Annotated in this window: 19 protein-coding genes; 9 read left to right on the top strand and 10 right to left on the bottom strand. The window is 73.6% G+C overall.

What is annotated here, in order from left to right:
- Positions 1–43: 43 nt before the first annotated feature.
- A complete protein-coding gene (locus ACZ7OU_RS22650) occupies positions 44–631 on the top strand; it encodes a TetR/AcrR family transcriptional regulator (RefSeq protein WP_470256550.1) in 588 nt (195 codons plus the stop codon).
- Positions 631–951, top strand: a complete 321-nt coding sequence (locus ACZ7OU_RS22645; protein ID WP_470256549.1) for an alpha/beta fold hydrolase — start codon at positions 631–633, stop codon at positions 949–951. Before ACZ7OU_RS22650 ends, ACZ7OU_RS22645 begins: the two co-directional genes overlap by 1 nt.
- A 245-nt stretch (positions 952–1,196) precedes the next feature.
- On the opposite strand, the gene ACZ7OU_RS22640 is transcribed toward ACZ7OU_RS22645, so the two are convergent.
- Complete coding sequence (locus ACZ7OU_RS22640) at positions 1,197–1,895, bottom strand: alpha/beta fold hydrolase (RefSeq protein WP_470256548.1); 699 nt, start codon at positions 1,893–1,895, stop codon at positions 1,197–1,199.
- A 74-nt stretch (positions 1,896–1,969) separates the two neighbouring features.
- Positions 1,970–2,920, bottom strand: coding sequence for a GlxA family transcriptional regulator (locus tag ACZ7OU_RS22635; protein WP_470256547.1), 951 nt, complete (start codon positions 2,918–2,920; stop codon positions 1,970–1,972).
- Positions 2,921–3,068: 148 nt separating this feature from the next.
- On the opposite strand from ACZ7OU_RS22635, the gene ACZ7OU_RS22630 reads away from it, so the two are divergent.
- Positions 3,069–4,655, top strand: a complete 1,587-nt coding sequence (locus ACZ7OU_RS22630) for a beta-1,3-glucanase family protein (RefSeq protein WP_470256546.1) — start codon at positions 3,069–3,071, stop codon at positions 4,653–4,655.
- Positions 4,656–4,702: 47 nt separating this feature from the next.
- Here the strand turns inward: ACZ7OU_RS22630 and ACZ7OU_RS22625 are convergent, their stop codons facing one another.
- Positions 4,703–5,140, bottom strand: coding sequence for a nitroreductase/quinone reductase family protein (locus tag ACZ7OU_RS22625; protein ID WP_470256545.1), 438 nt, complete (start codon positions 5,138–5,140; stop codon positions 4,703–4,705).
- Positions 5,140–6,267, bottom strand: a complete 1,128-nt coding sequence (locus ACZ7OU_RS22620; RefSeq protein ID WP_470256544.1) for a glycosyltransferase — start codon at positions 6,265–6,267, stop codon at positions 5,140–5,142. Before ACZ7OU_RS22620 ends, ACZ7OU_RS22625 begins: the two co-directional genes overlap by 1 nt.
- 50 nt (positions 6,268–6,317) lie before the next feature.
- Here ACZ7OU_RS22620 and ACZ7OU_RS22615 point away from each other — a divergent pair, with 50 nt between their 5' ends.
- Positions 6,318–6,962 carry a TetR/AcrR family transcriptional regulator gene (locus ACZ7OU_RS22615; protein ID WP_470256543.1) on the top strand — a complete coding sequence of 215 codons (645 nt, stop codon included), beginning with the start codon at positions 6,318–6,320 and terminating at the stop codon, positions 6,960–6,962.
- A 260-nt stretch (positions 6,963–7,222) separates the two neighbouring features.
- Here ACZ7OU_RS22615 and ACZ7OU_RS22610 read toward each other — a convergent pair whose 3' ends face one another.
- Positions 7,223–7,441: a hypothetical protein gene (locus ACZ7OU_RS22610; RefSeq protein WP_470256542.1), complete on the bottom strand. Its 219-nt coding sequence runs from the start codon at positions 7,439–7,441 to the stop codon at positions 7,223–7,225.
- 132 nt (positions 7,442–7,573) lie between these two features.
- Here ACZ7OU_RS22610 and ACZ7OU_RS22605 point away from each other — a divergent pair, with 132 nt between their 5' ends.
- The 5 genes from ACZ7OU_RS22605 to ACZ7OU_RS22585 are packed head-to-tail and all read left to right on the top strand — an operon-like array spanning position 7,574 to position 17,199.
- Positions 7,574–10,897, top strand: coding sequence for a DUF4132 domain-containing protein (locus ACZ7OU_RS22605; protein ID WP_470256541.1), 3,324 nt, complete (start codon positions 7,574–7,576; stop codon positions 10,895–10,897).
- Complete coding sequence (locus ACZ7OU_RS22600) at positions 10,894–11,964, top strand: ATP-binding protein (RefSeq protein ID WP_470256540.1); 1,071 nt, start codon at positions 10,894–10,896, stop codon at positions 11,962–11,964. The genes ACZ7OU_RS22605 and ACZ7OU_RS22600 overlap by 4 nt, the downstream gene beginning before the upstream one ends.
- A 14-nt stretch (positions 11,965–11,978) precedes the next feature.
- Positions 11,979–14,228, top strand: coding sequence for a DUF5682 family protein (locus ACZ7OU_RS22595; protein ID WP_470256539.1), 2,250 nt, complete (start codon positions 11,979–11,981; stop codon positions 14,226–14,228).
- Positions 14,225–15,325, top strand: a complete 1,101-nt coding sequence (locus ACZ7OU_RS22590; RefSeq protein WP_470256538.1) for a VWA domain-containing protein — start codon at positions 14,225–14,227, stop codon at positions 15,323–15,325. The genes ACZ7OU_RS22595 and ACZ7OU_RS22590 overlap by 4 nt, the downstream gene beginning before the upstream one ends.
- Complete coding sequence (locus ACZ7OU_RS22585; protein WP_470256537.1) at positions 15,325–17,199, top strand: SWIM zinc finger family protein; 1,875 nt, start codon at positions 15,325–15,327, stop codon at positions 17,197–17,199. The genes ACZ7OU_RS22590 and ACZ7OU_RS22585 overlap by 1 nt, the downstream gene beginning before the upstream one ends.
- A 177-nt stretch (positions 17,200–17,376) precedes the next feature.
- On the opposite strand, the gene ACZ7OU_RS22580 is transcribed toward ACZ7OU_RS22585, so the two are convergent.
- Genes ACZ7OU_RS22580 through ACZ7OU_RS22560 form a run of 5 tightly spaced genes read right to left on the bottom strand, consistent with a single transcriptional unit; the run spans position 17,377 to position 22,130 of the window.
- Positions 17,377–17,607 carry an anti-sigma factor family protein gene (locus ACZ7OU_RS22580; RefSeq protein WP_470238140.1) on the bottom strand — a complete coding sequence of 77 codons (231 nt, stop codon included), beginning with the start codon at positions 17,605–17,607 and terminating at the stop codon, positions 17,377–17,379.
- Positions 17,604–18,239, bottom strand: a complete 636-nt coding sequence (locus tag ACZ7OU_RS22575) for an RNA polymerase sigma factor (protein ID WP_470256536.1) — start codon at positions 18,237–18,239, stop codon at positions 17,604–17,606. The genes ACZ7OU_RS22580 and ACZ7OU_RS22575 overlap by 4 nt, the downstream gene beginning before the upstream one ends.
- A 42-nt stretch (positions 18,240–18,281) precedes the next feature.
- The gene (locus tag ACZ7OU_RS22570) at positions 18,282–19,472 is read right to left on the bottom strand and encodes a cation:proton antiporter (protein WP_470256535.1); all 1,191 of its coding nucleotides are present in this window, start codon (positions 19,470–19,472) and stop codon (positions 18,282–18,284) included.
- A gap of 7 nt (positions 19,473–19,479) precedes the next feature.
- A complete protein-coding gene (locus ACZ7OU_RS22565) occupies positions 19,480–20,184 on the bottom strand; it encodes a flavodoxin family protein (RefSeq protein ID WP_470238143.1) in 705 nt (234 codons plus the stop codon).
- A 14-nt stretch (positions 20,185–20,198) separates the two neighbouring features.
- Positions 20,199–22,130: a thiamine pyrophosphate-binding protein gene (locus ACZ7OU_RS22560; RefSeq protein WP_470256534.1), complete on the bottom strand. Its 1,932-nt coding sequence runs from the start codon at positions 22,128–22,130 to the stop codon at positions 20,199–20,201.
- Positions 22,131–22,180 lie beyond the last annotated feature (50 nt).

The raw sequence follows: 22,180 nt of genomic DNA, 5'->3' as shown, positions 1-22,180 counted from the left end.
CGCGAAAAAGCAAACCAACTGTTCTGTTTGGTAGGCTCGCCCGATGGCCGACCACCCCACGACCGCCCGCGGCACCGCGACCCGCGACCGCATCCTCGAGGCCGCGACCAGTGAGTTCGCGGAGCACGGGATCGCGGGCGCCCGCATCGAGCGGATCGTGGGCGCGGCCCGCACCAACAAGGCCCAGCTCTACGCGTACTTCGGCAACAAGGACGCGCTGTTCGACGCGATCTTCTTCGCGTCGCTGGAGCGGATCGTCAACGTCGTCCCGATCGACGCCACCGACCTCGCGGACTGGGCCGTGCGCCTCTACGACGAGTACCTGCGCCGCCCCGACCTGATCCGCCTGGCCACGTGGGCCCGCCTGGAGCGCCGCCCGGCCGGCCACCTCGTCGCCGACGCAGACCGCCTCGACGACCGCAAGCTGCGGGCGATCGCCGAGGCGCAGGCCGCCGGCCTGGTGCTCCCGGGCGACCCGTTCGACGTGATGGCGGTCGTCATCGCGATGTCGATGGCCTGGTCCCCGGTCAGCAACGTGTACGCGGCCACCGCGGAGGAGGCGTCCGAGGACCACGACAGACGCCGCACGCTGCTGCGCGACACCGTCCGGCGCGCGGTGATGGCGAAGTGATGGGCTTCGTCTCGACCTCCGAGCTGGACGTCGCGTACGAGCGGACGGGCCCGGCGGACGGCGAGCCGGTCATCCTGCTCCACGGCTTTCCTTACGACGTGCGGTCGTTCGACGAGGTCGCCCCGCGGCTGGCCGCCCGGGGCGCCCGCGTGCTCGCTCCCTACCTCCGGGGGTTCGGCGCCACGTCGTTCCGCGACGGATCGACCATGCGGTCGGGTCAGCAAGCCGCGCTGGGCCACGACCTCGTCGAGTTCATGGACGCGCTCGGCATCGGCTCGGCGGTCCTCGCCGGCTACGCGCCGACGCCGCTTTCCCGGTGAGCTTGCACAACCCCGACTTCGTCGACATGGTCGTCCACTCCTACCGCCACCGCTTCGGCCTCGTCTAGGGCGATCCCCGCTACCAGCGCACCGAAGACCTCCTCGCGGAAGAGCCGCCGATCACCGTTCCGACCGTCATGCTGGAGACGGGCTGCTCAGCCCGAGCCCGTCCGGTGACCGCGCGCACTTCACCGGACCGTAAGTCACCAGCTCCTCCGGGATCTCGGCCACAACGACGCTCCTCGTCAGCAGTCCGCCGCCGTGAGGATCGTCCGGGCCACCACCTCCGGGTGCACCAGCGGAACGGCGTGGGAGGAGTCGACCTCCACGACCGTGGAGCACGCCCGCTCGGCCATCCACCGCTGAGCCTCCGTCGGGATCGAGTTGTCCCGAGTGGACACCACCGCCCACGACGGCAGAGCGTGCCAGCTGGCTGCCTCCGCGAAGCTGCCCTCCAAGGTCACCGGGTCGAACGGCTTCTGGGCGGCGGCCAGGATCTTCTGGTCGCGCGCACTGGCGTCACCGGCGTAGACCTCGCCGAACCGGTCCGGCCGGAGGTAGACCTCCGCGCCGCCCGGGTACTCGCGCACGACCAGGTTCTCCGGGACGAGCAGGCTGCCCGGGAACTTCCCGTTGAGCGCGCCCGCCGTCTCCCCCGCGTCCTGCTGGAACGCCGTGACGAACACCAGCGACCGGACGTCGTCGGTCAAAGCGCCAGGAGCCGAGATGACGGATCCGGCGTAGGAGTGCGCGGCGACCACGAGCGGGCCGGTGAGCGTGCTCAGGAACTGCCTGAGGTAGGCGATGTCGCCGTCGAAGTCGCGCATGGGCAGGGACGGCGCGATGACGGAGTGGCCCGCGTCTTGCAGGCGCGCGGAAACCCGGCGCCACACCGAGGCATCGGTGAGTGCGCCGTGGACGAGAACGAATGTCGGCTGGTTCATGTCCTCAGTCTCGGCGCCGCGGGAGTCCGCGGACAGTGGCAGCACTGCCACCTACCGAAAGATGACTGCCACGGTCAGGCGTCGCCGAAGGTGAAGGACTTCCGGTGCTCGCGGGGCGAAACCCCGGTCACCCCGCGGAACTGCACCCGTAAGGTGGTCGCCGTGCCGAAGCCGACGCGGCGGGCGATGTCCTCGATGGACAGTTCCGTGCTCTCCAGGAGCTCCTTGGCCCGGGCGACGCGCTGGTCGCGCAGCCAGGTCAACGGCGGCAGGCCGGTCTTCTCGCGGAAGCGCCGGTGGAAGGTGCGCTCCGACATGGCGAAGCGGGCCGCCACGTCCTTCACCGTGAGAGGCTGCTCCAGCGACACGAGCATCCACTGCCGGGCGCGCGCGATGACGTCGTCGCCGGGCGGGACGACCGCTTTCTCCACGAACTGCCGCTGACCGTCGGCCGGGCGCGGCGCCATGACGATGCGCCGCGCGACGTGCCGCGCCGCCGCCGGTCCCAGGTCGGCGTTCAGCAGGTGCAGGCACAGGTCCACCCCCGCCGTGACCCCGCCCGACGTCAGCACCGCATCCGTTCCGGCCACCAGCACCGACTGGTCGACCGTGACCGCGGGGAAGCGCTCGGCGAGGTCCGCGCACAACGACCAGTGGGTGGTCACGGTCAGCCCGTCGAGGACCCCGGCCCGCGCCAGGGCGAACGCCCCGGAACAGATCGACACCATCCGCACGCCCCGGCGGTGCGCGCTCGTCAGCGCCCGCAGCAGCGAACCGGGCAGCTCCCGCTCCACGGCGTCGGCGTAGCCCGGCACGACGATCGTGTGTGCCCGGCGCAGCAGCTCCAGCCCGCCGTCCGGCACCACCGTGGTGCCCCCGGCCACCGGCACCGGACCGCCCCCGACGGACACCGTCACCAGGTCGTACGCCTCCGGCGCCTCGCGGCCGAACACGTGGACCGGGATCGCGTAGTCGAGGGGCAGCACGTCCTCGATGAGGACGACCACCATCCGGTGCCGGGCCACGGCGGAATCCTAGCGGCTACTGACCGTCATTCCGTCCATACAGCTGTCCGGGCAGCCGCGCTGCACCTACGAACCCTGCCTGCGCCCGGACCATGGACGCGCGCGCGGCGCCTGCATACGGTCCCACCCACCGGAAAAGGAGCCCCTTTTGCACATTCGAAGAAAGCTGTCCGCGCTCGTCGTCACGCTGGTGGCGTTCGCGTCGACGACCGTGTGGGGCGGTACCGCCGCGGCCTCCGGCCCCGCGCTCCTCCCCCTGTCCATCACCAACGACACCGGTCGCGCGGACGCGGTCCACCTCTACGTCCTCGGTGTCGACCTGAGCACCGGCAAGCTGGGGTACGTCACCGCGGGAGGCGGCTTCACCGCCTGGGGCGCCGGCGGCACTCCCCCGGTGCCGGCACCCGACGTCTCCATCCCCGGCCCGGGCAACGGCGGCACCACGACCATCCAGGTCCCCCGCGGTGTCTCCGGTCGCGTCTACTTCTCCCTCGGCGAGCGCCTGAAGTTCTTCCTCGCCCCGGGTGGTCTGGTCCAGCCCGCGCCCTGGGCGGGCGGCGACGCCAACCGCGACATCCTGTTCGACTGGAGCGAGTTCACCTACAACGACGCCGGTCTCTGGCTGAACAGCTCCCAAGTGGACATGTTCGCCGTGCCGCACACGGTGAGCGTGACGACGGGTTCGGGCGCCGTGAAGTCGACCGGCTCCCTGGTTCCGGGCGGCCGCGACAGCGTCATCAACGGCATCAAGGCCCAGCCCGGCTGGGCCGGGTCGGTCCAGACCCGCGCGGACGGCACGGTGCTGCGCGTCCTGGCCCCGGGCAAGGCGGCGGACGCCGGACAGCTCGGCGGCGGCTACCTCGACCCCTACATCTCGTCGGCGTGGAACGCCTACACCGGCAAGGTGCTGACCGTCGTCCCCTTCGGCGACCAGCCGAACACCAAGTACTTCGGCCGCACGTCCGGCACCACGATGACCTTCACCGACGGCAGCGGCCGGCAGGTGGCGTCGTTCGCCAAGCCGTCCTCGGCGAACGTCTGGGGCTGCGACGGCGCTCTCGGCGCGCCCAACGACCAGGTCGTCGGCCCGATCGCGCGCACGCTGTGCGCCGCGCTCAACCGCGGCACCCTCGGCACGATCGACACCCAGCCGGGCGGGAACGGCGGCGACTTCTACCGGAGCAACCCCACCAACCAGTACGCGAAGCTGGTGCACGCGAGCATGGCCGACGGCAAGGCCTACGCGTTCGCCTTCGACGACGTCGGCAACTTCGAGTCCTTGGTGAACGACGGCAGCCCCCGGGCCGCCGGCATCACCCTGAACAGCTTCACCGGCGGCGGGTCGCACCCGGCCGGCACGAGGCTGATCAGCGACTGGAACGGCAAGTGCATCGACGTGCCGAAGCGGAACTTCGCCGACGGCGTCCAGCTGCAGACGTTCACCTGCAACAACACCATCGCCCAGGACTGGACGTTCACCGGCGACACGCTGCGGGTGCCGAACAACATGTGCATGGACGTCGCCTGGGGCTCGCGTGAGAACGGCGCGGCCATCCAGGTCGCCACCTGCAGCGGCAACCCCGCGCAGCAGTTCGTCCTGAACCCGGCCGGCGATCTCGTCAACCCGCAGTCCGGCAAGTGCGTCGACATCAAGGCGTGGAACGGCGACGACCGGGCACCCCTCATCCTGTGGGACTGCCACGGTGGCGCGAACCAGAAGTGGCACCGGGGCTGACCCGCTCGGCGTCCTCGAGGACTCGCCTCGAGGACGCCGTCCCGGCGCTACACCAAGGCGATGACCGGGATCAGCCGATCCGTTTTGCTTTGGTACTCGGCGAAAACCGGCGCGCGGGACTCCTGTTCGTCCCACAGCGCGTCACGTTCGGCGCCAGTCAGCACCGTCGCGGTGCAGACGTACTCCTCGATTCGGGTTCCGGTGCCGACCTCGATGCGCACCCGCGGCTGCGCCAGCAGGTTGTGGTACCACGCCGGGTTTCGGGCCTGACCGCCGTTGGTGGCGAAGACGATCCGGCGGTCGCCGTCGGGCAGGTAGCCCAGCGGCGTGGTGGACTCGCGGCCGCTGTGCGCGCCGACGGTGGTCAGCAGCAACAGCGGGACGTCGGCGAACACGCCGCCGACCTTGCCGTGGCCGGCGCGGAACTCGGCGATGATCTTCGCGTTCCACGACCCCATGTCCGGGTCGCTGTACCGATCGGCCATCAGCGCGCCTCCACGATTTCGGCGAACGACTCGGCCAGCGCCGCCGCGTCGGGCAGCGCGGCGATTTCGGCGGCCACCGCCCCCGCCCGCTCGCGCACCGCCGGGCTAGCGGCCCGATCGAGCGCGTGCGCGAGATCGTCGCCGGGCCGGACGGCGACCCCCGCGCCGGCGGCCGCGACGAGCTCGGCCTGGATGAACTGGTCGGCGGCCTGGGGCACCACGACCAGCGGCAACCCGCGCGAGAGACCGGACAGCACACTGCCGGCGCCGCCATGCGTGACCAGGACGTCCACCTGGGACAGCAGCCGGGCCATCGGGGTGAACGGGACCAGTCGCACGTCGTCCGCGAGACCGTAGTCGGCGGCGGACCGGCCGAGGCCGACGGTGACGGCGACCTCGAAGCCCTGCCCCGTCAGCCCCCGCACGACCGGGGAAACGATTTCGGGCGCGGTGAAGTGCGTGCCGAAGGTGACCAGCACCCGGCCGCGTCCCGGAGCGGGAGCGTCGAACACCGGCAGCGCCGACGGGAGGACCGTGTGCGGTTCGGGGCGCAGCGGCACCCGGTCGGCGGGCGGTTGCCAGCCCGGGAACTGCAGCGCGGGCGGGCAGATGTCCAGGTACTTCCCGCCGACCGCCTCGACGGGGATGTCGACGCCGAGCTCGGCGTAGCGCGGCGCGGCCGCCTCGGCGAAGGCCTTCAGCAGCTCGGGTGGGTGGCCGGGGCCGAGCGCGTGGGTCAGCAGCGGGACGTCGAGCGCGGCCGCGACCAGCGGGCCGACCAGGTCGGTGGCTTCGTGCACGACCACGTCCGGGCGCCATTCCCTTGCGGCGCGCAGGGATTCGGCTCCGGCCAGCCCGACCCGGACGTCGGCGAACAGGGTCGCGACCATCGCGAAGGTGGGCACCGTCGTGCCGTCGTCACCGCTGCGGCGCGCGGATTCGGCGAACACTCCGTCCATCGCCGGACCGGCGGCGACCAGCTCGAGGGGCTCGTTCTCCAATGCGGGCGCGAGCGCGCCGGCGGTGAGGACGCCGACCTGGTGACCGCGCGACGCCAAGGCCCGCCCCAGCGGCAGCAGCGGGAACAGGTGACCGTGCGCGGGCACAGTCGACAAGAGGATGCGCATATTCATCAGAGTAGCGTTCTTGTCAACGTGCTTGGCTTATAGTCATTGCCGTGCCCGCCACCTCGTACAACTCGCCCCGCCGCCGGGAGGCCGCCGCACAGACGCGTCAGGCCATCCTCGACGCGGCGCGCCGGCTGTTCGCCGAGCGCGGTTACGCCGCGACGACCATCCAGGAGATCGCGGCGGCCGCGCGGGTGGCGGCGGCGACGGTCTACGCGAGCGTGGGCGGAAAGCCGCGGTTGCTGGACGAGCTGGTCTCCAGCGCGGCGGGAGACACCCGCCTGCAGGAGGCGGCCGACCGCGTCACCACGGCCGAAGACCCGGCCGAAGTCCTCCGCGGCTGCGTGGCGGCCGCCCGGTTCGGCGCCCAGGAGTACGCGGACGTCTTCGAGCTGATGCTCACGACGGCCCGCACCGACGAAGGAGCGGCGGCCGCGGCGGCCGCGGCCGAGCAGGGCTTCCGCGGCGGTCTCGGCGCGGTCGCCGAACGCCTGCGACACCTGGGCGCCCTGCCGGGCTCGACCGGCGAGGCGGTCGAAGTGCTGGCGTACTTCCTGGGCTACCCCTCCTGGCGCCGCCTGGTCGACGACTTCGGCTGGACCTACCCGGCGGCGGAGACCTGGCTGACGGACCGGATCGCGGAGACGTTGCGGATCGACCACGTCGACCTCGCGCGCCGCGGACCCGCGCGGTAGGCGCCGAGCAAGGGGTCGGATCCGGGTCACGGCGGTCGACGAGCCGCCACCGTCAGCAAGCGGGGACAACCGTCACCGACGTCGCGGCGAAGTCGGCCTGGCTGATCGATCGCGCATCCCGCCCGGGTCAGCCATCTTGCGCCGGGTGGAGGATCGGATCGATCCCGGCAAGCGCGGCGCTCAGTTGGTCCGCGCCACGGCGCACCTGCTCGTCAGCGCCCTGGGCCAGCACCTCGCACACTCGCGCGGCCGCGTCCCGGTCACGGGAGAACTCGACGCCGAAGCAGGGCTTCCGCCGTCACCCGGGTGACGAACGTATCGTCGCCATCGAGCACGAGCGACAGCAATGGCCCCCGGGCCTCGGGCATCTCGGCGAAGCCGGCCAGACTCCGGCCCGCGTCCGCCCTGTCCCGATGGTCAGGGCTTCGCGCAAGCTCGACCAGTGCCTCCACCACAGCGCGTCTCGCCTCGTCGCTCATGGAGTCAGTCTTCCGCAACCAACCAAAGACGTACCGCACGTGCCGCCTGCCTTCGCCGAGCCGAAGGTCGCGAAACTGTCGGACCCTCCCCGTAATCTGCGATCGATCACTCGGACGACTGGGGGAACACAGGTGAGCGACAGCAGGCAGCCGGATCTCGACGAGACGACCTTCCGGCCGGACCCGGCCTGGGAGCAGCACGTGCACGTGCGGCGGGGCGGCTGGTTCGTGCGGCAGCCCGTGCTCGATCCGGCCGCGGACGGCTACTGGCAGTCCGTGCTCGACGAGCCCGACATCCGGACCGCAGACGCGCTCGGCAACCCGCTCAGCGACGCCGCGATCCTGGCCGCGCTCCACCGGGCCCGGGCCGGGGAAGCCGACGAGGTGGGCGTCGGCGCGCTGGCCGCGCTGCGCCTGTCCGGCGCGCACTGGGGCCGGAGCGAGGCGAAGGGGTCCGACCGGCTGACGGACGCCTGGATACTGCGCCACGGTCTCGCGTTCGCCGTCCGGGCGGCCGTCGAGACCACCCGCGTGGAGACCCACGAACACGGCGGGCCGGCGTCCGTCCGGGTGCGCATCGGCGATCGCACCGCCGTGCACCTGACGAGCCACGCGCTGTTCCGGCGGCTGCGGGCGATCCTCGCCGCGGCTCCGGAAGCCGACTACGAGGCCGCGACCGGCATCCTCGCGGCGAACCGTGTGGCGCTGTCCGACCGGATCCTGGCGTCCTACCTGGTTCCCACCCGCACCGACTGGAGCGACGAACTGGTCGCCGAGGTCGCGGCGGTCGACTCGTACAACTTCGACTGGGGCGGGGTCCTGATGGGACTGAGCACCCCGGAGCAGCTCGCCGCGCTGCACGGTGAGCGGCTGAACTGGCAGTTCGGCCACGACGCCGTCCGCTGCACGGTCACCGACGCCCTCGGGCCGGCCATCGCGCCGACGCTGGCCCGGGTGCTCGACGCCGACCCGAACGGCGGCGACTCGCGCAAGGCGCTGCTGCGCTCCCTCGCCGGCCTGCCCACGGACACCGCCTTCGGGCTGCTCGTGGCGCGGTTGGGCCAGAAGCACGTGTCCCCGGCCGTCGCGGAGGCGATGGGCCGGTTCCCGGCCCGCGCGGTGCGGCTGCTGACCGAAGCTGCCACCGGGCGGTCCAAGACCGCCGACGCCGCCGGTTTCCTGTTGCGCAGCCACGTCCGCGCGCACCCCGAGGTCGCCGCCGAGGTCGCCGGGCAGCTGCCGGAAGAGCAGCGAAGCGTCGTCGAAAAGGCGATCGCCGGCGAGGACCGGCTGCCCGAGGCGCCGCTTTCGGTGCTGCCGCGCGTCCTGGCGGACCCGCCCTGGACGAAGAAGCGCACGGCCGCGAAACCGACCGTCCTCACCGGACTCGAGGTCCACGCCGAGCCGGTGCTCCGGTGGGCGCCGGGCGAAGAAGCCGCGTGGTCCGAACACATCCCGTCGTACATGCGGCAGCCCGGCAACCCGGACTGGACCGGCGAGATCGCCGCGTACGAGTCCGGGCGGCTCTCGCGGTGGAGCCAGCCGCGGCTGTTCCTCAACGGGCCGCGCGAGTGGGTGCTCGAGCACCTCGCCCGCTGGCAGGTCAAGGACACCTGGGGGGTCGAGAGCTGGAGCCGCGCTCTGCTGGGCCGCTACGGTCTGGCCGCCTACCGGCCGCTGGTGGCGGCGGTGACCGCGCACCCGGCCGAAGGTGAGCTGCTGCTGCCGCTGGTGGGCCCGGAGATCGCCGAGCTGGTGGCGGACTGGTTCGTCCGGCTGAAGTCGGCCCGCTCGGCCGCGTCGGCCTGGCTGGACCGGCACCCGGCCGAGGCCGCGAAGTTCCTGGTCCCGCCCGCGCTCGGGCCGGCCGGGGCGCGGCGGCGCGCGGCCGAGGCGGCGCTGCGCCACCTGGCCGCCCGCGGCCACCGCGAGGTCGTCGCGCGGGCCGCGGCGGACTGCGGCCCGGAAGCGGATGAGGCGATCGGCCGGCTGCTCGACACCGACCCGCTGGACGTGCTGCCCGCCCGGATCCCGGTGCCCGGGGTGTGGGCCGATCCGGCCCTGCTGCCGCAGATCCGCCTGCGCGAGGGCGGCCTCGCCCTGCCGGCCGCCGCGGCCGGGCACGTCGTCACGATGTTCGCGCTGTGCCGGCCCGACGAGATCTACGCCGGGGTGCCGCACGTGCGGGAGATCTGCGACCCGGCGTCGCTGGCGGAGTTCGCCTGGGCGCTGTTCCGCGGCTGGGAAGGCGCCGGGTACCCGGCGAAGGACGGCTGGGTGCTGACCGCGCTGGGCCTGCTGGGCGACGACGCCGTGGTGCGGGAGCTGAGCCCGCTGATCCGCGCGTGGCCGGGCGAAGGCGGGCACGCGCGGGCGACCGCGGCGCTCGACGTCCTCGCCGGCATCGGCACCGATCTGGCGCTGCTGCACCTCAACTCGATCGCCCAGAAGGTGAAGTTCAAGGCGCTCAAGCTGAAGGCGCGCGAAAAGATCGCCGCCGTCGCCGACGGGCTCGGCTTGTCGGCCGAGCAGCTGGCCGACCGCCTGGTCCCGACGCTGGGGCTCGACGAAGCGGCCACCGCGGTGGTCGACTACGGCCCGCGCAAGTTCGTCGTCGGGTTCGACGAGCAGCTCAAGCCCTACGTCACGGACGAGGACGGCAAGCCCCGCAAGGCGCTGCCCAAGCCGGGCGCGAAGGACGACGCCGAACTGGCCGCGGCCGAGTACAAGCGCTTTTCGGCGTTGAAGAAGGACGTGCGCACGGTCGCGGCCGACCAGATCGGCCGGCTGGAGGCGGCGATGGTGCACGGGCGCCGCTGGCCCGCGGCCGAGTTCGAGCAGCTGCTGGCCGGCCACCCGCTGCTCTGGCACATCGTGCGGCGGCTGGTCTGGCGCACGACGGCGGGCGAGACGTTCCGCTGCGCGGAAGACCGCACGTACGCGACGGTCGAAGACGACGCCTGGGCGCTGCCGTCCGACGCCGAAGTGGGCGTCGCGCACCCGCTCGAGCTGGGCGCGGAGCTGGCCGGGTGGGCCGAGGTGTTCGCCGACTACGAGATCCTGCAGCCGTTCCCGCAGCTGGGCCGGCCGGTGGCGGAGCTCGACGAAGCCGAGAAGTCCGCGCTCACCCTCAAGCGGTTCAAGGGCCTGAAGGTGCCGGTCGGCAAGGTGCTGGGCCTGACCAAGCGCGGCTGGGTGCGCGGCGAGCCGCAGGACGCCGGGGTCGAGTGCTGGATCACGCGCCCGACCTCCGCGGGGGTCACGGTCGTGGTCGACCTCGACCCGGGGATCGCCGCCGGGGACGTGAACTGGGAGCCCGAGCAGGAGCTCGGCGAGATCTGGCTGGACGAGTCCGGCGGCAACCACTGGCGGTCCGGGGCCGGCCGGCCCTTCGGCGTGCTCGACCCGATCACGGCCTCCGAACTGCTCGCCGAACTGGACGGGCTGACCCGGTGACCGCGAACCCGCAGCGCCCGCCGGCCGAAGTCCGCTACGCCGACGAGCTCGCCCGGCTGCGCGAGCAGGACACCGCACCGCGCCCACCGGGCTGGGCGCTCAGCCTCACGGCCGCGCGCCGGTTCATCGTCGGCGACGAAGCCCACGGCATCCGGCGCAAGTTCGTCGGCGACCCGTCGCTGATCGACCGGTCGCTGGTCACCCTGGCCACCAGCCGCGGGCTCATGCTCGTCGGCGAGCCCGGCACGGCGAAATCGCTGCTGTCGGAGCTGATCGCCGCGGCTGTGAGCGGCGGCTCGACGCTGACCATCCAGGGCGGCGCGGCCACCACCGAGGACCAGATCAAGTACTCGTGGAACTACGCGCTCCTGGTCGCCGAAGGGCCGTCGGCGCGGTCGCTGGTGCCCGCGCCGATGCTGCGCGGCATGCGCGAAGGCGCGATCGTGCGGTTCGAGGAGATCACGCGCTGTCCCCTCGAGGTGCAGGACTGCCTGCTGTCGCTGCTGTCCGAGCGGGTGCTGGCGATCCCCGAGCTGCCGGGTGAGGCGGGCATGGTGTTCGCCGACGAGGGGTTCAACGTCATCGCCACGGCCAACACCCGCGACCGCGGGGTCAACGAGATGAGCGCGGCCCTCAAACGGCGGTTCACCTTCGAGACGGTGTTCCCGATCGCCGACTTCGACACCGAGCTGGCCCTGGTCGAGCAGGAGGCGACGGCGCTGCTGGCGCGGTCCGGGGTCGAGGCCCCGCCGCGCCGGGACGTGCTCGAGGTGCTCGTCACCACCTTCCGCGAGCTGCGCGGCGGCCCGGCCGGCGACCGGGTCTCGGCGGTGATGAGCACGGCCGAGGCCGTGTCGGTCGCGCACGCGGTCGGCGTGCGGGGGTGGTACCTGCGCGGTGAGCCCGGCACCCCCGCCGACGTCGTGGCGTGCCTGGCCGGCACGGCGGCCAAGGACAACGCCGACGACCTCGCGCGGCTGCGCCGCTACCTCGAACAGCACGCCGCCCGCCGCGGCGCCGGCACCTGGCAGGAGCTGCACCACGCGCGGCACCTGCTGCCGGGCTGAGGGAGCGCGGGGACATGGGAGCGGTCTTCCTGGGCGTGCGGCACCACAGCCCGGCGTGCAGCCGGGCCGTGGCGTCGGCGATCGCCGGGCTGCGTCCGGCGTACGTGCTCGTCGAAGGGCCGGCGGACGTCAACGACCGGATCGGCGAACTGCTGCTCGGCCACGAACTGCCGATCGCGATCCACACGAGCTACCGCGACGAGCGGCGCACGCACTCGTCGTGGTCGCCGTTCTGCGACCACTCCCCCGAGTGGGTCGCGCTCACCGCCGGCCGGGCCGCCGGCGCCGAGCTGCGGTTCATCGACCTGCCCGCCTGGCACCCGGCCTTCGACGGCTGGGACAACCGCTACGCCGACGCGGAACTGCGCTACGCCGAGGTGATCCGCCGGCTGTGCGCGGAATTCGCCGTCGACAACCCCGACGCGCTCTGGGACCACCTCTTCGAAGCCGCGCCGGACGACGACCTCGCCGAGCGGCTCACGGCGTACTTCGACCTCCTGCGAGGCGAGGCCGAAGCGAGCGAAAGCGACCGGGAACGCGAGGAGCACATGGCCGCGTGGGTCCGGGCGGCGGTCGCCGACGCCGGGCCGCGGCCGGTGCTGGTCGTCACCGGCGGGTTCCACACCGCGGCCGTGCGGCGGCTCGCCGGCCGCGGCGGCACCGCCTGGCCCGAAGTGCCGCGGCCGGACGGCGCGGCGAGCTACCTCGTGCCCTACTTGCACAAGCGGCTCGACGCGTTCACCGGCTACCAGTCCGGGATGCCCTCGCCCGGCTACTACCAGCTGCTGTGGGAACGCGGGCTCGCCGGCGCCGGCCAGGGGCTCCTCGAAGCGGTGGCCGGACGGCTGCGCGCGCGGCGCCACCCGGTGTCCACCGCGGACCTCATCGCGGCCCGGGCCCTGGCCGACGGCCTGGCGAGGCTGCGCGGGCACGACCACCCGGCCCGCGTCGACGTCCTGGACGGGCTGCTCGGCGCTCTGGTCGCCGACGACCTCACCCAGCCGCCGCCATGGACCGTCCGCGGGCCGCTGCAGCCCGGCGCGCACCCGGTGGTGGTCGAGATGGTCGCCGCGCTCAGCGGCGAGCGCACCGGCCGGCTGCACCCGGACACCCCGGCGCCGCCGCTGCCCGGCCGGGTCGCGATGGACCTGGCCGAGCTCGGCCTGGACGGGTCCGGCCCGGTCCGGCTCGACCTGACCGACCGGGCGGACCGGCGCCGCAGCCGGGTCCTGCACTGCCTGCGGCTGCTGGGGATCCCGGGGTTCGACCGGCGGTCCGGTCCGGCCGGCGGCGCGGACCCGGTGGTCGTCGAGACCTGGCGGCTGACTCCCGGCGACACCCGCCTGCCCGCGCTGATCGAGGCGGGCGCGTACGGCGCGACCCTGCCCGAGGCGGCGCTGGCGGCCTTGCGCGAACGGCTGCCCGGCGCGGATCTGGCCACCTTGGCCGGGGCGTTGTTCGACGCGGCATTGTGCGGGGTTCCGGCCCTGCCCGAGTCCCTGGTGGACACGCTGGTCGCGGAAGTGGGCCGGGCGGCCGATCTCGCGCCGCTCGGGGTCGTCGTGGGCACGGTGCTCGCGCTGTGGCGCCACGACGAGCTGTTCGGCCTGGCGGGCACCCCGACGGCGGCCGCCGTGCTGCGCGCCGGCGTCGCGCGGGCCCTGTGGCTGGCCGAAGCCGTCCGCGGCGGCCCGGCGCCCGCCGACCCGCGCCGGATCGCCGCGCTGGTCGCGGTGCGCGACACGATCCGGCACGCCGGACCGGTCCTGACGGTGGACCGCGCGACGGCCACGGCGGTCGCCGCGCGCATCGCCGCCGACCCCGGCGTGCCCCCGGATCTGCGCGGCGCCGCGGCCGGGCTCGCCTGGGCGCTCGGCGGCGCGCCGGCCCCGGAGCGCACCGGCGAGGCGGTGCGCGAGGTGGCCACGCCCGGCACGCTCGGCGACTGGCTGGCCGGGTTGTTCGCCTTGGCGCGCGAGGAAGTGCTCGACTCCGGCGGGGTGCTGGACGCCCTCGACGAGCTCGTCGGAGCGCTGACCGAGGCCGAGTTCCTGGTCGCGCTGCCCGCGCTGCGCCTGGCGTTCGGCTACTTCCCGCCCGCCGAACGCGAGAAGATCGCCGGGCGGCTGCTGGCCCGCCGCGGTCTCCGCGGGTCGGGGCGCACCCTGCTGCGCCCCGCGCGGATCGACCCCTTGGCCGTCGCCGAAGCGATGGCCCTGGAGGCCCGGGTCGACGCCCGCCTCGCGCGGGAGGGGCTCGCATGACCGATCTCGAGCGCTGGCGGCTGATCCTCGGGCCGCCCGCGGACTCGGTGGCAGGCTGCTGCGATCAGGTCGCCGCCGCGCGGGACGCGGCCTTGGCGTGGCTCTACGACCGTGACGACGAGCTGGCCGAACGGGGCGTGCGGGGCGGCTCCGGAGCGTCGGTTCTGTCCACAGTGGACTGGCTGGACGACGTGCACCGGCTGTTCCCGCGCGAAACCGTCGAACGCCTGGAGCGCGACGCGGTCGAGCGCTACGACATCACCGAGATCGTCACCGATCCCGCGGTGCTGGCCCGGATCGAACCGAGCCCGGCGCTGCTGCGCGCGGTGCTGCGCACGAAGCACCTGATGAACCCGGACCTGCTCGCGATGGCGCGGAAGCTGGTCGAGGCCGTCGTCCGGGACCTGCTGCGGAAGCTGACCCCGGAGCTCCGCCGGTCGTTCACCGGCACCCGGTCCCGGCGGCCGAGCACCTTCAAGCAGGCCCGCGACTTCGACTTCCACCGCACGATCCGGGCGAACCTCGGGCGCTACCAGCCCGGCGAGCGGCGGATCCTCATCGACAGCCCGAAGTTCGCCTCCCGCACGCGCAAGCACCTCGAGCGGTGGCAGCTGATCATGCTCGTCGACCAGTCCGGCTCGATGGCCGGTTCGGTGATCCACTCGGCGGTGACGGCGGCGTGCCTGTGGGGCCTGCCGGGGCTCAAGACGCACCTGATCACGTTCGACACCGCGGTCGTCGACCTCACCGAGGACGTCACCGACCCGGTCGAGCTGCTGATGAAGGTCCAGCTCGGCGGCGGCACCGACATCGCGAAGGCGGTCGCCTACGGCGCCGGGCTGGTCGAGAACCCGCGGCGGGCGATCGTCGTGGTGGTCAGCGACTTCTTCGAAGGCGGTGACGACCACCGGCTGGTGCACGACGTCCGGAAACTGGCCGAGGCGGGCACGCACGTGTTGGCACTGGCCGCGCTCGACGAGGAGGCGAACCCGGTGTACGACCGCGCGCTGGCGCAGCGGCTGGCCGACGCCGGCGCGCACGTCGGGGCGATGACCCCCGGCATGCTGGCGGAGTTCGTCGCGGAACGGCTGGGCTGATGCGCGCCGACCTCCTCGCCCTCACCCCGGACGCGCTGGCCGCGCTGGCCAACCGCGGCCTCGTCAAGCGCGCGCAGAAGGACCTCGACGCCGGTCACGGCCCCGTCGTCGAAGCCGGTGACGGCGGTGAGGTGCGCGGCCGGTTCGCCGACGGCGTCGAGGTCGTGTTCCCGCCCGGCGGCGCGCTCGACACCGCCGCCTGCACCTGCGGCGCCCCGGGCGTGTGCCGGCACCGGGTCGCCGTCGTGCTCGGCTACCAGCGCCGGCCGGACGCGGCGCCGGAGTTCACGGCCTGGTCGCCGGGCGACATCGGCGACGACGCCCTGGCGGCCGAGTTCGGGGCGCGGGCGTTGACGGCGGCCCGCCGCGGGTGGCGGGCCGGGCTCGCCGTGCGGCTGCGGCGGCCCACCGCGGCGGACCCGGTGGCGGTGGCCGAGCTGCCGACGGCGACCGTCCGGTTCCTGGTGCCCGGCGAGCTGGGCTACGCGCACACCGACGCGACGGACCGGGCGCACCAGGTGGTGCTCGCGGTCTGGGCGTTCCGCGAGGCCGACACCCGGGGCTCGGCGGAGACCGAAGTCCGGCTCGCCTTCGGCGGCCCGGCTCCGGCCCGAGCGGCGGCCGGGCCGGCGCTGGAGGTCGTCACGCGGGTGCTGCGCGACGGCGTCGCGAACGCGAGCCCGGTGCTGCGCGCGTCGCTCGGCCGGATCGCCGGCGAGCTGGTGGAGTCCGGGCTGCGCTGGCCCGCGGCGGCGCTGGCCGAGCTCGGTGACCAGCTCGACGCGTATGCCGCCCGTGCCGCCCGGCACCGGCTGGAGCGGTGCGCGGAGCTGCTGGCCGAAGTGCCCGCGCGGTTCCGCGCGAGCGGGGCGCCGGCGCTGGTCCTGGGCACCGACGAGCAGGCGGAGACGAGGCTGCGCCGCGTCCGGCTGACCGCGCTGGGCGCGCGGGTGCGCGGCCTGCCGGGTGAGCGGCGGGCGGAGGTCTACTTCGCGGGGGACGGCTCGGTGCTGGTGCTGACCGCGCGCTGGGACACCGGCGAGGACCCGGTGACCGGGCACGACCTGGCCGGCCGCCGCGTGGCGGGCACGACGCTGGCGGTGCTGGCCGCGTCGAACGTCGTGTCGGAGACGGCGGTCCGCAGCGCGAGCCGCGCGCTGCGGCTGGGCACGTCCCGCGTCGGCGCGATGTCGGTGACCCCGGTCGGCGCGGCCTGGGACGACCTGCCGTCGGTGGTCCACGACTACGCCGCGGCCGCCGACCGGCTGGCGGACCTGCCGCCGAAGCTGATCCGGCCGCGCGTCGAAGCCGAGGACGTCGCCGTGGTGGCGGTCGCCGAGGTGTGCGAGCTGGGCTACCACCCGGGCGCCCAGCGCCTGGACGCGGTGATCGCGGACGTCACCGGCACCCGGGCCCGGATCACGGCCACGCACAGCGGGCTCTGCCCGGGCCGGCTCGACGCACTGCACCGCGCACTGACGGCGAACCCGACCCGGCTGAGCGGCGCGCTGCGCCGGGAGGGCGGCGAGCTGGTGATCGACCCCTTGGCCGTGCGCACGGAAACGGGCGTGCTGGTCCCGGACCTGGCCGCCGACGACCGCACCGGCCCGCTGGGGCCCCCACCCCCGGCGGCGGAGGACCCGGTGCGCCGGGCGCTGGCCACGGCGGAGTCACTGCTGGCGGAGGCGGCCCACCGAGGTCTGTCCCACGCACCACCGACATTGCGAGCCCGAGCCGAGCACACAGCGCACGAGCTGGCCGAAGCAGGCTTGCGCACGACGGCGGCCACGGTGCGAACCTTCGGCGAGGAGTGGACCCCGGAAACCTGGACGGCGGCCCAGATCCGGATCCTGACCACGGCCGAACTCCGGTGAGCGTCGCCCTGACGCTTGCCGCTGACCTGCGACGGCAATCGAAGCCGCGTACCTGCTCAGCAGCTACTGACGTACGTGCCGGTGATGGACATCCGGCTCCGGCCGGCGACAGGAGTCCCGACCGCTGGCGATGCCCGGCCCCCGCGAGCACGGGCCGGGCATCATCAGTCCGGTCACCTAGTCGCGGTGCCAGTCGCGGAAGGCGGCCAGCAGGTCGGTGCGCACCTCCGGCGACAAAGAGTCCGGTGGCAGCTGCCCCAGCTCGGCGATCGTGGTCCGGAACTGTTCCAGGTAGCGTTCGCAGCCTTCGCACAGGGCCAGGTGCTCGACGAACCGCTCCTCCGTCGCCGGGTCGAGTGCGCTGTCCAGGAACGCCGTGACCAGCTCGACGAACTCGTCGCAGTTCATCCCGCCGCCCCCAGGTACCCCGCCAGCCGTTCACGCACGACCGCGCGGGCGCGGTGCAGCAGGACCCGCTGGTTGGCCGACGAGATCTGCAGGATCTCGCACACCTCCTCGGCCGTGTGGTCGGCGACGTCGCGCAGGCTGATCACCGCCCGCTGGCGCGCGGGCAGCTCGTCGAGGACTCCGGTGAGCACTTCACGGATCTCCAGCGCCAGTGCGGTTTTCTCCGGTGACGGCCAGGACTCGGGAGTCTCCCGCCAATGTCCAGGATAAGCGCGGCCGCGGCCCTGGAACCGGCTGGGGTCGACCGTCGGGCCGTGGTCCTCGTCGCCGGGCAGCAGGCTGGTCCACGGCACGCTGCGCTTCTCGTGCGCGCCACGTTTCTTGGCCGTGTTGACCAGGATCCGGTACACCCAGGTCTTGAACGACGACCGCCCCTCGAAGGTGGCGACGCCCTTCACGACCGCGAGCCAGGTGTCCTGCACGACCTCCTCGGCGGTGGCGTGCGTCGAGACGAAGGACCGGGCCAGCCACAGCATCGAGGACGACCAGGCGTCGAGCACCTCCGCGAAAGTCGCGCCGTCGCCGGCGCGCAGGGCCGCGACCAGCTCGTCGTCCGGCGGCAGCTTCGTCACCGCCCGAGCGTAGCCGCAGCGGTGGCGGAAAAGAGATGACGTTCACCTTACGAGCGCCTGGTCCCGCGACCGCAGCAACGACAGTGCCCCGGCCGGGAACAGCAGCACCGACAGCAGACCGGCACACACGAGCGCGGCCGCGGTCACCGGCGTCATCAGCCCGGTGAGGACGCCGATCTGGGTGGCGGTGACCAGGAACGGCAACGACGTCGCCTGCAGCAAGCCGGCCGCGATCGCCCGCCGCGTCCCGAACTCACGCGCGAACAGCAGCGCGGGAAGGCCGCGCGCGAGCAGCAGCGCCGCCAGGAACAGCGGGACGCGGGCGAGCGCTCCCGCGTCGGCCAGCAGGCCGGTGAGGTCGAGGCGCAGGCCGCTGGTGACGAAGAAGACCGGGACCAGGAACCCGTACCCGATCGCGTCGAGCTTGACGCGGAACCGCGGGTGGGACGCCGAGTCACGGTCGAGGATGCCGACGACCGCGCCCGCGAGGAAAGCGCCGAGGATGCTTTCCAGCCCGAACGCCTCGGCCAGCGCGGCGAACGCGACGAGCAGCACCACCGCCGCGCGGACCCGGATCTCGGCCGTGGTGTCCTGCAGCCGGACCAGCGTCGCACCGAGCCGTCGTGACCGGCCGGCGAGCGCGACCGCGACGGCGGTCACCACGACCAGCCCGGCGAACGCCCCGAGCAGCACCAGCCGCGCGCCGGTGCTGCCGCCGGAAGCGGAGAACAGCAGCGACACCAGCAGCACGGCGGCGAAGTCGGCCACCGAGCAGGCGGCGATGACCGCCTGTCCGAGCCCGCCCCCGGCCTGTCCGGCGTCCTTGAGCACCGGTACGACCAGGCCGAGCGAGGTCGCCGACAACGCCACCGCCACCAGCAGCGGGCTGTGCACCCACCCGGCGGCGGCGAACCCGGCCCCCGCGGCGAGCCCGAGCGCCAGGGTCAGAACGTAACCCAGCAGCGCCACCCGCAGAGCCCGGCCGCGCAGCCGGTGGACGTCGACCTCCAGTCCGGCCAGGAAGAGCAGGAACGCCAGCCCGAGCAGGGCCACGATCTGCACCGGCAGGTCGGCGTGGATCCAGCCGAGCCCGGACGGCCCGAGCGCGATCCCCGCCACGATCTCCAGCACCACGGCCGGCACGCGCAGCCGGGGCGCGAACCCGAGCAACAGCGGTGCGGTGAGGGCGATCGCCGCCACCGCGAACAGGTTGACGAAGCCGACGTCGGGCATGACGGGCTCAGCGGTATTCGGGGTTGGTGAAGTCGAACCGGCAGCCGGCGTCCCACTCGCTGCGCTGGTTGCCGTGCGCCGGGATGCCGCCCGCGTCCTTCAGCATCCGGGCCAGGTGCAGCAGGTTCCACGTCATGAACGTGGTGTTGCGGTTGGTGAAGTCGTTCTCCGGCCCGCCGGATCCCGGGTCCAGATAGGACGGTCCGGGGCCGGCCTCGCCGATCCAGCCCGAGTCCGCTTGGGGCGGGATGGTGTAACCGAGGTGCTGGAGGCTGTAGAGGACGTTCATCGCGCAGTGCTTGACGCCGTCTTCGTTGCCGGTGATCAGGCAGCCGCCGACCCGGCCGTAGTAGGCGTACTGCCCGGCTTCGTTGAGCAGGTGCGAGCAGGCGTAGAGGCGCTCGATGACCAGCTTGGTGACGGAACTGTTGTCCCCCAGCCAGATCGGCCCGGCGACCACGAGAATGTCCGCGGCCAGCACCTTCTCGTAGATCGACGGCCACTCGTCGCTCGCCCAGCCGTGCTCGGTCATGTCCGGCCAGACGCCGGTGGCGAGGTCGTGGTCGATCGCCCGCAGCACCTCGACCTCGACGCCGTTCTTCTCCATGATCCGGCGGCTGACGTCGATCAGGCCTTCGGTGTTGCTGCGCTCGGGCGAGCGCTTCAGCGTGCAGTTCACGAACAGGGCACGCAGGTCGTCGTAGCTCGGCATGGTCTTCGTTCCTTTCAGAGGAGTTCGGCGTCCTGTTCGACGCAGAGCAGGGTGGGACCTTCGGCGGCGAAGAGCGCGGTCATGGCCTCGTCGAGCTGCTCGCGCGCGGTGACCTGGATACCCGTCGCGCCGCAGAGTCGGGCGTAGGCGGCCCAGTCCGGGTTGACCAGGGACGTCTGCCACACCGGGTAGTCCCCGGCGAGCTGTTCCTTGCTGATCTTGCCGAGCGCGTTGTTGTTGAGCAGCACGTGCTTCACCGGGATGCCGTACTTGACCGCGGTGGTCAGCTCGGTGGCGTACTGCCCGAACCCGCCGTCGCCGGTGACGGCCACGATCGGCCGGCCGGGTGCCGCGGCCCAGGCGCCGAGGGCCGCCGGGTAGCCGAAGCCGATCGATCCGAGGTAGCCCGACATCAGCACCGGCTGCCCCTTCGACTCCAGGTACCGGCCCAGCGAGTACGCGTGGTTGCCGACGTCGACCGTCACCACGGCGTCCGCCGGCAGGTGCCGCGACAACGCGTCGAACACCGCCGCGGCCGACACGCCGCGGCCGCGGTCGTCGGCGACCCGGCGGGCCTTCTCGGCGCGCCAGATCGCCCAGCGGGCGGCGACGTCGGGACGCTGGTCCTCGGCCTTCGGCTCCCCCAGCTCCGCGGCGACCGCGGCGAGGGCGAGCCGGGCGTCGCCGAGCAGCGAGGTGGTGACCGCGTCGAACCGGCCGATCGCGCCCGGGTCGTCGTCGATCTGCAGGATCGACTTGTAGGCCGCGATCCCGGTGTGATCGCTGAACGACGCGCCGACGGCGACCAGCAGGTCGGCCTCGTTCATCAGCCAGCTGGCCACCGGCGTCCCGCTGCGGCCGAGCACCCCCGCGCCGAGCGGGTGGGTGTCGGGCACCAGGCCCTTGGCCTTGAACGTGGTGAGCACCGGCGCGCCGAGCCGTTCGGCCAGCGCGACGACCTCGGCGGCGGCATCCCGGGCGCCGTGGCCCACCACGAGCACCGGGCGCCGCGAGTCGCGCACGAGCGCGGCCGCCGCGGTGACGGCGGTGGCGTCCGGCCGCCCGGCCCGTCCCGCGCGCCGGCCGTCCGGAAGGGACGGTTCGGCGTCGCTCGGCTGCACCTGGACCTCGTCGGGCAGCACCAGGTGCGCGACGCCCCGCCGGTCGAGGGCGTGCTTGACCGCCAGCGCGGCCAGCTCGCCGTGGTCGCTTCCGCTGTGGACGGTCGTGGTCGACACGGCGACGTCACGGAAGACCGCCGAGAGGTCGACGTCCTGGAAGGCTCCCCGGCCCAGCACCTTCGACGGCACCTGACCGGAGATCGCGAGCACCGGCGCGCCGTCGAGCTTGGCGTCGTAGAGGCCGGTGAGCAGGTTCGTCGAGCCCGGCCCGGCGATCGCGAAGCACGCCGCGGGCCGTCCGGTGAGCTTGCCGTACGCGCTCGCCGCGAACGCCGCCGCGCCCTCGTGGCGGATGCCGAAGTAGGTCAGCTCACCACGGGTCTCGGCGCGTCGCAGCGCCTCGGCGAACCCGAGGTTCGAATGCCCCACCATCCCGAACACGTGCCGCACACCCCAGGCCACGAGCGTCTCGACCAGGACGTCGGCGACCGTGCGCACCGCGGGCGCCGGCTCGGGCAGGCGGACGAACACGCCGTCCGCGCGCTCCTCGACCGGATAGGTGGTGACGGCGTCCCCGAACCCCTCCGGCGGGCGCCCGGTGACCGGGTCGTAGTCGTAGCCGTGCCAAGGGCAGCGCAGCCAGCCCTTCTCGATCGAGCCCTCGCCGAGCGGCCCGCCCTGGTGCGGGCAGTGGTTCTCCAGCGCGCCCAGCCGGGCGCCGCACCGCGACAGCGCCACGCTGCGCCCGTCGACGGTGACACTGCGGACCCGCCCATCCGCGGGCACGTCGGCCGGATCGACCCGGTGCCAGCCGTTTTCCGCCATGTAACGCCTCCAGGGTTCGGGAACACTGCGGTGACGGCAGACTCAGTGCC

The sequence above is a fragment of the Amycolatopsis sp. NPDC114505 genome (assembly GCF_055633615.1).
The sequence above is the reverse complement of the archived record's forward strand: the minus strand, read 5'-3'. Positions and strand labels throughout refer to the sequence as shown.